Annotated in this window: 12 protein-coding genes; 10 read left to right on the top strand and 2 right to left on the bottom strand. The window is 34.2% G+C overall.

The genetic code is table 11. The features are described from left to right. Positions 1-14 precede the first annotated feature (14 nt). From gyrA to C7P63_RS09475, 7 genes are all read left to right on the top strand, one after another. Complete coding sequence (gyrA, locus tag C7P63_RS09445; RefSeq protein WP_125943909.1) at positions 15-2,498, top strand: DNA gyrase subunit A; 2,484 nt, start codon at positions 15-17, stop codon at positions 2,496-2,498. A 178-nt stretch (positions 2,499-2,676) separates the two neighbouring features. Further along, positions 2,677-2,976 carry a 30S ribosomal protein S6 gene (gene rpsF / locus C7P63_RS09450; RefSeq protein ID WP_125943910.1) on the top strand — a complete coding sequence of 100 codons (300 nt, stop codon included), beginning with the start codon at positions 2,677-2,679 and terminating at the stop codon, positions 2,974-2,976. A 38-nt stretch (positions 2,977-3,014) separates the two neighbouring features. Then, positions 3,015-3,518: a single-stranded DNA-binding protein gene (ssb, locus tag C7P63_RS09455; protein WP_125943911.1), complete on the top strand. Its 504-nt coding sequence runs from the start codon at positions 3,015-3,017 to the stop codon at positions 3,516-3,518. A 19-nt stretch (positions 3,519-3,537) separates the two neighbouring features. Beyond that, a complete protein-coding gene (gene rpsR, locus C7P63_RS09460) occupies positions 3,538-3,780 on the top strand; it encodes a 30S ribosomal protein S18 (RefSeq protein WP_125943912.1) in 243 nt (80 codons plus the stop codon). A 155-nt stretch (positions 3,781-3,935) separates the two neighbouring features. Then, positions 3,936-4,388, top strand: coding sequence for a 50S ribosomal protein L9 (rplI, locus tag C7P63_RS09465; RefSeq protein ID WP_125943913.1), 453 nt, complete (start codon positions 3,936-3,938; stop codon positions 4,386-4,388). A 39-nt stretch (positions 4,389-4,427) separates the two neighbouring features. Next, the gene (gene dnaB, locus C7P63_RS09470; RefSeq protein WP_125943914.1) at positions 4,428-5,792 is read left to right on the top strand and encodes a replicative DNA helicase; all 1,365 of its coding nucleotides are present in this window, start codon (positions 4,428-4,430) and stop codon (positions 5,790-5,792) included. Between the two features lie 163 nt (positions 5,793-5,955). Beyond that, positions 5,956-7,248, top strand: a complete 1,293-nt coding sequence (locus C7P63_RS09475) for an adenylosuccinate synthase (RefSeq protein ID WP_125943915.1) — start codon at positions 5,956-5,958, stop codon at positions 7,246-7,248. A gap of 59 nt (positions 7,249-7,307) precedes the next feature. Here the strand turns inward: C7P63_RS09475 and C7P63_RS09480 are convergent, their stop codons facing one another. Both C7P63_RS09480 and C7P63_RS09485 read right to left on the bottom strand, forming a co-directional pair. After that, the gene (locus C7P63_RS09480) at positions 7,308-8,927 is read right to left on the bottom strand and encodes an ABC-F family ATP-binding cassette domain-containing protein (protein WP_125943916.1); all 1,620 of its coding nucleotides are present in this window, start codon (positions 8,925-8,927) and stop codon (positions 7,308-7,310) included. A gap of 74 nt (positions 8,928-9,001) precedes the next feature. Then, positions 9,002-9,982 (bottom strand): biotin--[acetyl-CoA-carboxylase] ligase, encoded by a 981-nt coding sequence (locus C7P63_RS09485; RefSeq protein ID WP_125943917.1) that lies wholly within the window; start codon positions 9,980-9,982, stop codon positions 9,002-9,004. A 127-nt stretch (positions 9,983-10,109) separates the two neighbouring features. Here C7P63_RS09485 and C7P63_RS09490 point away from each other — a divergent pair, with 127 nt between their 5' ends. From C7P63_RS09490 to C7P63_RS09500, 3 genes are all read left to right on the top strand, one after another. Further along, entirely contained in the window at positions 10,110-10,322 is a 213-nt protein-coding gene (locus C7P63_RS09490) for a zinc ribbon domain-containing protein (protein WP_125943918.1), read from the top strand. A 161-nt stretch (positions 10,323-10,483) separates the two neighbouring features. After that, complete coding sequence (locus C7P63_RS09495) at positions 10,484-11,923, top strand: MFS transporter (RefSeq protein WP_125943919.1); 1,440 nt, start codon at positions 10,484-10,486, stop codon at positions 11,921-11,923. Between the two features lie 90 nt (positions 11,924-12,013). Beyond that, on the top strand, positions 12,014-12,256 hold the full coding sequence (locus tag C7P63_RS09500) for a (4Fe-4S)-binding protein (RefSeq protein WP_125943920.1): 243 nt from the start codon (positions 12,014-12,016) through the stop codon (positions 12,254-12,256). The last annotated feature ends 23 nt before the right edge of the window (positions 12,257-12,279 follow it).

Below are 12,279 nucleotides of genomic sequence, written 5' to 3' on the forward strand. Positions count from 1 at the left end.
GGGACAAAACATTCATGGAAGATAAAAGAGAAAATATTCAAGACGTCAAATTGACAAGTGAGATGAAAGAATCATTTATTGATTATGCGATGAGTGTTATCGTTTCTCGGGCATTACCAGATGTTCGTGATGGGTTAAAACCAGTTCATCGTCGTATTTTATACGGCATGCACGAATTAGGGGTAACGCCAGATAAACCTCATAAAAAATCAGCCCGTATTGTTGGGGATGTAATGGGTAAATACCATCCCCACGGAGACAGTGCTATTTATGAATCAATGGTACGGATGGCTCAACCCTTTAGTTACCGTAATATGTTAGTTGATGGACATGGTAACTTTGGTTCTGTTGATGGTGACGGAGCTGCGGCTATGCGTTATACAGAAGCAAGAATGAGTAAAATCGCACTAGAGATGCTAAGAGATATTAATAAAAATACAGTAGATTTTACTTCTAACTATGATGATACGGAAAAAGAACCAGCTGTTTTACCTGCTCGTTTTCCTAACTTATTAGTAAATGGGACAACAGGCATTGCGGTTGGGATGGCAACCAATATTCCTCCTCACAATTTAAGTGAAGTAGTGGATGCTATTTATGTCTTAATGGATAATCCTGAAGCTACCACAATGGATTTAATGGAAGTCCTACCAGGACCAGACTTTCCAACAGGTGGTTTGGTTATGGGAAAATCAGGCATTCGTAAAGCTTATGATACTGGTAAAGGAACTATAACCATTCGTGCTCGGGTTGAAATTGAAGAAATGGCTAACGGAAAAGAACGAATCATTGTGACTGAGTTACCTTATATGGTTAACAAAGCTAGATTGATTGAGAGAATTTCTGATTTGCACCGAGATAAACGAATAGAAGGTATTACAGATTTAAGAGATGAGTCTTCTAGAGAAGGTATGCGAATTGTGATTGAAGTGAGACGAGATACAAGTGCTTCAGTTGTATTAAACAATTTGTATAAATTAACTGCTCTTCAAAGTTCATTTGGTTTCAACATGTTAGCAATTGTTAACGGAGAACCTAAAGTATTAACACTTAAACAAATGCTAGAACACTACATTGCTCACCAAGAAGAAGTGATTCGCCGCAGAACAGAATTTGATAAACAAAAGGCTGAAGCTAGAGCCCATATTCTAGAAGGGTTGCGGATTGCTTTAGACCACATTGATGCTATTATTCATTTAATTCGTAGTTCTGAATCAGATGATGTGGCTAAAAAAGGCTTAATGGAGCAATTTGAATTATCAGAAAGACAAGCGCAAGCTATTTTAGATATGCGTTTACGCCGATTAACTGGCTTAGAAAGAGAAAAAATTGAAAAAGAATATCAAGATTTATTAGCATTGATTGCTGATTTAACTGATATTTTAGCTAATCATGAACGAGTGCTGCATATTATTCGAACTGAATTAGATGAAGTTCGTAAGAAATTTGCCGATCCTAGAAGAACAGAATTATTGGTTGGGGAAGTTTTAAGTCTTGAAGATGAAGATTTAATTGAAGAAGAAGATATTGTTATTACCTTAACTCATAATGGTTATATTAAACGGATGCCAAGTACAGAGTTTAGAACTCAAAAACGTGGTGGACGTGGTATTCAAGGAATGGGAGTTCATGATGATGACTTTGTCGAAACACTTGTTTCTTGTTCAACTCATGATGCACTACTATTCTTTACTAACAATGGTAAGGTTTACCGAGCAAAAGGGTATGAAATCCCTGAGTACGGCCGAACTGCAAAAGGAATCCCAATTATTAACTTATTAGGGATTGACTCATCGGAAAAAGTTCAAGCTATTATTAATGTTGAAGAACAAGCAGAAACTGGTCATTATTTATTCTTTACAACCCGTCAAGGTACTGTAAAACGAACAGATGTAACAGAATTTGCTAACATTCGGAGCAATGGGTTGATTGCGATTGGTTTAAGAGAGCAGGATGAGCTAATTAATGTGACTATTACTGATGGAACTAAAAACATTATTATTGGAACTCATCAAGGTTATTCTGTGACCTTTAAAGAAACAGATGTCAGAAGCATGGGAAGAACAGCTACAGGGGTTAGAGGTGTTCGCTTACGCGAAGATGACTATGTGGTTGGTATGGATGTGTTAGAGCCAAACACAGAAGTTTTTGTTATAACTGAAAAAGGTTATGGAAAACGGACTAGCTGGGAAGAGTATCCAGTTAAAGGTCGTGGTGGTAAAGGGATTAAAACAGCTCAAATAACCGATAAAAATGGACCATTAATTGGATTAACTACAGTAACAGGAGAAGAAGATATTTTAGTCATTACTGATGGTGGTATTATGATTCGCTTTGATATTGCTTCTGTTTCCCAAGTTGGTAGAGCGACACAAGGGGTTAAACTCATTCGTTTAGAAACTAACGCTACTGTAGCCACAATGGCAAAAGTAGAATCAGATGATGATTTAGAAGAAGACTTCGATGAGGTAACTGAATCAAACTCTACAGAAGAATAATTGCGTATAGGAAAAAGCAGTGTGATTGATTGAATCAGTTCGCTGCTTTTTCAAATATAAACCTTGCTTTTTTGACAAAAAACTAGTATAGTATTCAAATGTGAGTGAATCTTTTAGATTAACTCTCCTTGCTCTATACTAACTAGTTAGAGCCAAAGTCCATAAGGAGGTGAAGTCAATGAGTCAAGTAACGAACTATGAAATTACTTATATTATTCGTCCGAACATTGATGAAGAAGCAAAAACAGCATTAGTAGAACGTTTTGATAACATCATCAAAGACAATGGTGCTGAGATTTTAGAATCTAAAGATTGGGAAAAACGCCGTTTCGCATATGAAATCCAAGATTTCCGCGAAGGTATCTACCATATCGTAAAAGTTTCTTCTGAAAATGCTGAAGCAATCAATGAATTTGATCGTTTAGCTAAAATCAATGATGACATTTTACGTCATATGATCATTAAAGAAGAAAACTAGAGTGTTTCACGTGAAACATTTCGAAGGGAGATGAAGAAGTGATTAACAATGTTGTACTTGTAGGTCGACTTACCAAAGATCCTGATTTGCGTTATACACCGAATGGAGTTGCTGTTGTTACTTTTACACTTGCTGTTAACCGTAACTTCACGAACCAAAGCGGTAATCGTGAGGCTGATTTTATTAATTGTGTTTTATGGAGGAAACCTGCTGAAGCATTAGCTAATTTCGCTCGTAAGGGTGCATTAATTGGTGTGGAAGGTCGTATTCAAACGCGTAATTATGAGAACCAGCAAGGTCAAAAAGTCTATGTGACTGAAGTTGTCTGTGAAAATTTCCAAATGTTAGAGTCTAAAACGGTTAGTGAACAACGCCGCCAAGAATCTGGTACTGGAAATATGAATCAACAGTTTAATCCATCGTCAAACCAATCTTCATCATCCTATCAGAATGATATGTCACAAGGAAATTTAGGCCGGGATACTAATCCATTTGGCGCTGGATCTCAAATTGATATATCAGATGATGATTTACCATTCTAAAATCGAAGGAGGGATATGAATGGCTCAACAAAGAAGAGGCGGAAGAAGACGTCGTAAAGTATGTTACTTCTGTGCTAACCATATCGACCATGTTGATTACAAAGATGTTGACTTATTAAAAAATAAATTTGTATCAGAACGCGGTAAAATTTTACCACGTCGTGTAACAGGTACTTGTGCTAAACATCAACGTACATTAACAATAGCAATTAAACGTGCTAGAATTATGGGATTATTACCTTTCGTAGCAGACGAACAATAATAAATTAAAAAGGAGAGCCAAGGCTTCTCCTTTTTTTTATTTAAATAATGTTTCACGTGAAACATTATTTAAATAAGGAAAAGTTGTAAAAAGGTGATTCTGTGATAAAATAATGAGTATGTTAAATGAATTTTGTCGTGAAGGAGATGTCGCAAATGAAAGTTATATTTATTAAAGACGTAAGAGGTCAAGGAAAACGCGGTGAAGTCAAAGAAGTATCTGATGGTTATGGTCAAAACTTTTTAATAAAAAAAGGCTTAGCTAAAGAAGCAACTGCTGCTAGTTTAAGTGAATTAAAAGGCCAAAAACAAGCAAAAGAAAAATTAGAAGCAGAAGTTAAAGCTGAATCTGAAAAGTTAAAAGAAATCATAGAACAAGAAAATTTTGAAGTAGTTATTAAAGCAAAAGCAGGAGAAGATGGTAGATTATTTGGATCGATTCCTTCTAAACAAATTGCCCAAGCTTTAAAAAAACAACATGATATAAAAATAGATAAAAGAAAGATGGATTTACCTCAACCAATTCGTAGCTTAGGATATACAAAAGTAACGATTAAATTGCATACACAGGTTACAGCTGTTTTAAATGTACATGTTGTAGCAGAGTAAGGCTGAGGTTTATTTATTTTTAGGCAGGAGAGAAGATGTATGCAAGAAGGGCTTCAAGAAAGAATTCCTCCTCAGAACATAAGTGCGGAGCAAGCTGTTTTAGGAGCTATTTTTTTAGATGCTGATGCGATTATTGAAGCTATGGAATACGTTGATACAGAGGATTTTTATCGACGAGGGCATCAAATCATTTTTCAAGGCATGAAGTATCTTCATGACCGAAATGAAGCAATTGACTTGATTACAGTCAAAGCGTATTTAGACTCTGTTAATAGTTTAGAAGATGTAGGTGGAATTTCTTATTTAACAGAATTAACGATGTCCGTTCCTACTTCCGCTAATATTCATTATTATGCTAAAATAGTAGGGGAGAAATCCACGTTAAGACAATTAATCCAAACGGGAACAGATATTGTTTCTAAAGGATTTGCTCAAGGTGAAGAAGTAGATGTTATTTTAGATGAGGCTGAGAGAAGTATTTTAAGTGTCTCTGAAAAAAGAAATCGAAGCGGTTTTTTACCAATTGCAGATGTATTAAATACAGCGTTTACACAAATTGATCAACTTTCTCAACAAAAAAATCAAATTACTGGTTTACCAACAGGTTATCATGCCTTAGATAAAATGACTGCTGGTTTACAGCCAGAAGAATTAATTATTTTAGCCGCTCGTCCTGCGGTAGGTAAAACAGCTTTTGCTTTAAATATTGCTCAAAATGTGGGAACTAAAACAGATAAAGCTGTGGCTATTTTCAGTTTGGAAATGGGAGCTGAATCACTAGTTAACCGGATGCTTTGTGCTGAAGGTACGATTGATGCTAGTCATTTAAAAACCGGTCAACTTTCTGAAGAAGAATGGGATAATTTAGTTATGGCTATGGGAAGTTTATCTAAAGCTAACATTTATATTGATGATACCCCAGGGATCAAAGTTTCAGAAATTCGTGCAAAATGTCGTAAATTATCTCAAGAAAATAAAAATTTAGGCTTGATTTTAATTGACTATTTACAGTTAATTGAAGGAACTGGTCGTGAAAATCGTCAACAAGAAGTGTCTGAAATTTCTAGACAATTAAAAAAATTAGCTAAAGAATTAAAAGTTCCAGTGATAGCTTTATCTCAGTTATCACGTGGTGTAGAACAAAGACAAGATAAACGACCTGTTTTAAGTGATATTCGAGAATCTGGTTCGATTGAACAAGATGCTGATATTGTTGCCTTTTTATATCGGGATGATTATTATGACCGAGAAAATGATGATGAGGACGAACAGGAGTCGTCTAGTAACAATATCATTGAAGTTATTATCGAAAAAAATAGAAGTGGAGCAAGGGGAACAGTTGAGCTTCTTTTTGTTAAAGAATATAATAAGTTTTCTTCCCTAGCTCACCGAGATGAATTTTAAATAATGTTCGTCATTTAATGATTTATATGGAATAAACCAAAAAAATATACAGTAATTTCTGTGTTTTTTTTGGTTTTTTTTAATAATGTTAGGAAATAAGTTGATTTTCTATAAGTGTGTGGTAAAATATGTCGGTAATAAAAAAATAAAAGAGGTGTGTTTTATGTCATCAGTAGTAGTAGTAGGAACACAATGGGGCGACGAAGGTAAAGGAAAAATCACTGACTTTTTAAGCGAACAGGCAGATGTTATTGCGCGTTATCAAGGTGGAGACAATGCTGGACATACTATCAAATTTGATGGAGTAACATACAAATTACAATTAATTCCTTCAGGGATTTTTTATTCTGATAAAATTAGTGTGATCGGTAATGGAGTGGTAGTCAATCCAAAATCACTTGTAAGAGAAATGACTTATCTACAAGACAAAGGAGTTCAAACGGATAATTTACGAATTTCAAACCGAGCTCATGTTATTTTGCCTTATCATATTATTTTAGATACATTACAAGAAGCTGCTAAAGGAGAGGCTAAAATAGGGACTACTAATAAAGGAATTGGTCCAGCTTATATGGATAAAGTAGCCCGTGTTGGCATTCGGATGGCAGATTTACTAGACAAAGAAACATTTGAAGAAAAACTTCGCTTAAATATTCAAGAAAAAAATGAAGTGATTACTAAAATTTATGGGGGAACACCTGTGAATTTTGAGGATATTTTTGAAGAATATTATGCTTATGGACAACAGATTAAATCTTATGTAACAGATACTTCCCTTCTTTTAAATGATGCTGTTGATAGTCACAAACAGGTATTATTTGAAGGGGCACAAGGGGTTATGTTAGACATTGATCATGGAACTTATCCTTTTGTTACATCATCTAACCCAGTAGCTGGTGGGGTTACAGTAGGTAATGGATTTGGTCCATCTAAAGTAAGCAGAGTGGTAGGGGTGTGTAAAGCTTACACTTCACGAGTAGGAGACGGTCCTTTCCCGACTGAATTATTTGATGAAGTTGGAGAAAGAATTCGTCAAGTTGGCCGAGAATTTGGCACGGTGACTGGTCGACCTAGACGAGTTGGTTGGTTTGACAGTGTAGTTATGCGTCATTCTAAACGGGTATCTGGTTTAACTGATTTATCTTTAAACTCGATTGATGTATTAAGTGGACTAGACACAGTCAAAATTTGTGTGGCTTACCAACTAGACGGTGAACGGATTGATTACTATCCTGCTAGTTTAAAAGAAATTGCTCGTTGTCAACCAATCTATGAAGAATTACCTGGTTGGTCTGAAGATATTACTATGTGTCAAACATTAGAGGAATTACCTCAAAATGCTTTAAACTATGTCAAACGAATTGAAGAATTAGTAGGAATAGACTTAGTAACATTTTCTGTTGGACCAGATAGAACTCAAACTAACGTGTTAAAAAATGTTTGGGATCAGATCTAAATGAAATAATTAATAAAAAAGTTTCCTAAAGGATTAACCCTTTAGGAAACTTTTTTTGATTAAAGAATATCTTGTACTCGTTTTTGAATCCGTTCATTTTCTAAAAATTCATCATAAGTTGTTTCTGGACAATCTACAATTCCTTTTTCAGTAATGAAAATGATTCGATTAGCAACTGTTTGAATAAACTGATGGTCATGAGAAGTAAATAATAACGAACCTTTGTAATTGATTAACCCATCATTTAGAGCGGTAATAGATTCTAAGTCTAAGTGATTAGTTGGATCATCTAAAATAAGAGTATTGGCTTTAGACAGCATTAATTTAGATAACATACAACGAACTTTTTCCCCACCAGATAAAACATTAACAGGTTTTAATACTTCGTCTCCAGCAAATAACATTCTACCTAAGAAGCTACGTAAGAAAGTATTATCATCTTCTTCTTTTGAAGCATATTGACGTAACCATTCTAAAATTGGCTCACCATTTTCAAACTCTTTAGAACTATCTTTTGGTAAATAAGCTTGTGAAGTAGTCACTCCCCAATGAATATTACCAGTATCTGGCGTTAGTTCGCCCATTAATAATTTAAATAAAATAGTTGGCAAAATATCACTTGTTGAGATAAATGCTACTTTGTCATCTTTATTTAAGGTAAAAGAAATTTGATTGATTAAAGCTTTACCATCAATTGTTTTAGATAGATTTTCTACACGTAATAAATCATTTCCAATTTCTCTTTCTGGTTTAAAATGAATGTAAGGGTAGCGACGAGAAGATGGTTTAATATCATCTAATTCAATTTTATCTAACATTTTTTTACGAGAAGTAGCTTGTTTAGATTTAGAGGCATTAGCACTAAAGCGTGCGATAAATTCTTGTAATTCTTGAATTTTTTCTTCTTTTTTAGCATTTTGATCCGCTTGAAGTTTAGCCGCTAATTGGCTAGATTCTAACCAAAAATCATAGTTACCTACATATAATTGAATTTTACCAAAATCAAGGTCAGCCATATGAGTACATACTTTATTTAAAAAGTGTCGGTCATGGGATACAACGATAACGGTATTTTCAAATTCAATTAAAAATTCTTCTAACCAAGCAATGGACTGAATATCAAGTCCGTTAGTAGGCTCATCTAATAGTAAAACATCTGGTTGGCCAAATAAAGCTTGAGCTAACAATACTTTTACTTTTTGTCCAGCAGGTAATTCTGCCATTTTTAATTGATGTAACTCATCTGGAATTTGTAGACCTTGTAAAAGAGTGGCAGCTTCTGGTTCAGCTTCCCATCCGTTTAACTCTGCAAATTCTCCTTCTAATTCTGCTGCACGAATACCATCTTCGTCAGAAAAATCTTCTTTCATGTAAATAGCATCTTTTTCTGTCATAACTTCATAGAGACGTTTATGTCCCATAATGACTGTTTCTAAAACAGTGTGATCTTCGTAGTCAAAGTGATTTTGTTTTAAAGTAGCAAGGCGTTCATCAGGTCCTAGTGTCACGGATCCTGAACTAGGTTGGATTTGTCCTTCTAATACTTTTAAAAAGGTTGATTTACCTGCTCCATTAGCCCCAATTAGGCCGTAGCAATTTCCTGGAGTAAATTTAATATTAACGTCTTCGAATAATTTTTTATCTGGTAATTGTAAACTTACATTTGTTACAGTTATCATGTCATTCTCCATTTCTAAAATTAGTAATCTCTAGGCATTATAGCGAGTTATTTGCAGGAGTTCAAGTTAATTAGTTAATAAGATTGTAAACTAATTTCTCCTGAAGAGAGAATTTTTTGGCTTTGATCTGCTAATTCTACCACTAACTCTCCTTTGTCTGTAATTTGAATAGCTTTTCCTTGGTATTTTTTCTGATTTTGGGTAAAACTGACTAAGCGACCTAACACAAAAGAATGTTGTCGGTAAATATCCATGAAAGGATAAGTATCTAAGTGATTTAAACAGTCATAAAAATGGGTAAGAAACCGAGCAATTAATTCATTTCTAGAGATAGTAGGGGCCTCTTTTGAAAAAAGTGAGGTGGCTTTTTCTTGTAAATCTACAGGAAACTCTTGTTGTGGAATAGAAAAATTAATTCCTACACCAATAATAATAGTAGAAATTGTTTGGGTTTCAATGTTAGTAATTGCTTCAGACAAAATACCAGCTATTTTTTTCTCGTTAAGATAAATATCATTGACCCACTTAATATTAGGGTGTTTATCCGTTAAGTCCTGAATAGCCTTAACTAAGGCAACTGCAGTAATAATGGTATATTGAGGGATATAATCTAGTTCACAGTGAGGATGTAGCATCAGACTAAAATAAATGCCATTTCCTTTGTCAGATGCAAAGTATTCTCTTCCAAAGCGGCCTCTTGTTTTGGTTTGATTATTGGCAATTAAGAGGTAATGGTCGGCATTGATAGAATCTGCTTGTTGTTTTAAGAGTTGATTAGTAGAAGCCACTTCTTCTTTTAGCTCGATTTGAATAGCTTTTTTTAAATCAGGGGATAGAAAATGACTAATAGCAGCGGCACTTAATGTATTATTTGGCACGTACTGATAGCCTACATTTGGAGTGCTAATAATGTGATGTCCCTCTTTTTTTAACTCTTGGATAGCTTTCCAAATAGACGTTCTAGACAGATTCAGTTGTGTAGCAATATGCTCTCCAGAAATTGCTTGTGGATAATCGTTAATTAGTAAGGCTAGTACCTTATCTTTTGTTGTCATCAAGAAAACTCCTTTCACTCCCTTTATTTTAACTTAGAAGAACAGTTAAATACTAGACCAAAGACGGATAAATTATGTCCAAAAAAAAGGTATAATAAAAGAAAGAGATTAATTGGAGGGAACTAACATGGAGAAAAAACAATATATTTGTGATAAATGTGGCTGTGAGCATTACATATCTGATCAGTTTCAAGCAACAGGCGGAAATTTTGCTAAAATTTTTGATGTTCAGAATAAAAAGTTTTTAACTATTAGCTGTAAACGATGTGGATTTACAGAATTATACCGAGCTGAAACTGAGAGCGGTATGAATGTACTGGATTTTTTATTAGGTAATTAACAGAAAGATTAGAAATTAATCTAATTATATTAACGAAAGAAACTGATAAGATATTGGAAGTAGTCCCAACATTTTATCAGTTTTTTTTGAGTTGATTTTACTTACATCTTTTTTTTAGAATCAGTATAATAAGTAGAGATTTAAAATTAGGGAGGAATTTTATGGCAACACATATTGATTTTCAGCAGGACCCAGCAGTTCAGAAGAAACGCTGGCTTATTTTATTTGCAGTGGGTTTATTTACATTTATGGCAACTTTAGATGGGAGTATTGTTAATATTGCTTTACCCACCATGTCTAAAGAGTTACAAGTCCCAACTAATCAAATTACTTGGGTTGTTTCGATTTACTTAATGACGATTTGTACCTGTTTACCTTTATTTGGGAAAATTGGTGACAGTGTGGGAAAAATTAAAATATTTAAGTTAGGAACATTCATTTTTGTGATAGGTTCTTTTTTGTGTGGCGTTCCTCATTCACTAACAACCTTATTAGTAGGCCGAGTTATTCAAGCTTTAGGGGCTAGTATGACAATGGCTACTAACATTGGGATTATTACTGAAGTGTTTCCTTTTCATGAAAGAGGACGAGCTTTAGGGTTAATTGGGACCTTTGTGTCACTAGGCTCTATTACTGGACCAGGTATTGGCGGAGTTTTAGTGGCTAACATGGGTTGGTCTTATATTTTTTGGATTAATGTCCCTGTTGGTTTATTAGCTATGGTATTAGGCAAATATATTTTACCCCAAGACTTTAGTAAAAGTGGTGTGGCTATTGATTGGCTAGGATTTATCAGTTTTGCTAGTTTTTTACTACCATTTTTTGCCAGTATTTTTTTAGGACAAGAAATCGGGTTTCTTCAACCTTTGATTTTAGGTTTACTAGCTATAAGCGTACTTAGTTTTGTCTTGTTCTATTACCGAGAAAAAAGGGTGGCTCAACCGTTAATAGACTTTAAATTATTTAATAACCAAGTTTTAACAGCTGGGTTAGTTACCGCTATGTTAGTGTTTGCTGCTAACTTTTTTATGAATGTGGTATTGCCGTTCTTTTTACAAAATGCTCATGGATATGACGCCTCATTTGCAGGATTACTTATGATGGTATTCCCTTTAGTAATGGTTGTAACAGCTCCTGTCAGTGGTTATTTTACTGATAAATATGGTCCTAGAGTGTTAACAATCATTGGCTTAGCTATTATGACTCTTGCTCAACTTTCATTTGCGTTTATTGATTTAAAAACACCGCTTTGGTGGTTTATTGTAAGTATTGGTTTACTTGGCTTAGGAAATGGTATTTTTCAGTCACCGAATAATACTATTGTTATGAGTAGTGTATCCTTAGATCAATTAGGGGTTGTTGGGAGTTTAAATGGTTTATTTAGAAACATTGGTATGGTGATTGGTATTGCTTTATCTACTACCTTACTTTATGGGTCTATGAGCCACCGAGCAGGTTATCCTGTTACCACTTATTTGGAAGATCATCCTAATTATTTTATTTATGGGATGCATGTTGTTTATACAGGTGCGTTTATCTTATGTAGTTTGGCTATGTTATTAACTATTTACAGTTTTAAGCATAACCGTCATGCTAAATAAAAAAAGACACTCAGGCTAATCTTAAATGATTAGCTCCTAAGTGGCTTTTTTTGTATAATAAAGGTATAAAATAAAAAAGGATGATGACAAATGAAGGAGCAAGAATTATTAGATCAAGGATACCGCAAATATAGAGGAAAAGAGGTAGATGTTTATTTTAATTTAAATAAGTGCCAGCATTCTGCTAAATGTACAACAGGTAATCCACAGGTATTTAATTTAGAAAGAAAACCCTGGGTATTACCTGATGCAGACAACAAAGAAAAAGTTATTCAAACTATCCACACTTGTCCCAGTGGTGCGTTAAAATATATTGAAAAAAGTAAAGAATAATAGCTGAAAATAGTTATCCACAT

Source organism: Vagococcus humatus (genome assembly GCF_003950325.1).
GTDB classification, from domain to species: domain Bacteria; phylum Bacillota; class Bacilli; order Lactobacillales; family Vagococcaceae; genus Vagococcus_C; species Vagococcus_C humatus.

Excerpts from the sequence above, each read along its gene's own strand:
- gyrA (WP_125943909.1), top strand. The coding sequence starts at position 15 with ATGGAAGATAAAAGAGAAAATATTCAAGACGTCAAATTGACAAGTGAG.
- rpsF (WP_125943910.1), top strand. The coding sequence starts at position 2,677 with ATGAGTCAAGTAACGAACTATGAAATTACTTATATTATTCGTCCGAAC.
- rpsR (WP_125943912.1), top strand. The coding sequence starts at position 3,538 with ATGGCTCAACAAAGAAGAGGCGGAAGAAGACGTCGTAAAGTATGTTAC.
- rplI (WP_125943913.1), top strand. The coding sequence starts at position 3,936 with ATGAAAGTTATATTTATTAAAGACGTAAGAGGTCAAGGAAAACGCGGT.
- dnaB (WP_125943914.1), top strand. The coding sequence starts at position 4,428 with ATGCAAGAAGGGCTTCAAGAAAGAATTCCTCCTCAGAACATAAGTGCG.
- C7P63_RS09475 (WP_125943915.1), top strand. The coding sequence starts at position 5,956 with ATGTCATCAGTAGTAGTAGTAGGAACACAATGGGGCGACGAAGGTAAA.
- C7P63_RS09480 (WP_125943916.1), bottom strand. The coding sequence starts at position 8,927 with ATGATAACTGTAACAAATGTAAGTTTACAATTACCAGATAAAAAATTA.
- C7P63_RS09485 (WP_125943917.1), bottom strand. The coding sequence starts at position 9,982 with ATGACAACAAAAGATAAGGTACTAGCCTTACTAATTAACGATTATCCA.
- C7P63_RS09490 (WP_125943918.1), top strand. The coding sequence starts at position 10,110 with ATGGAGAAAAAACAATATATTTGTGATAAATGTGGCTGTGAGCATTAC.
- C7P63_RS09495 (WP_125943919.1), top strand. The coding sequence starts at position 10,484 with ATGGCAACACATATTGATTTTCAGCAGGACCCAGCAGTTCAGAAGAAA.
- C7P63_RS09500 (WP_125943920.1), top strand. The coding sequence starts at position 12,014 with ATGAAGGAGCAAGAATTATTAGATCAAGGATACCGCAAATATAGAGGA.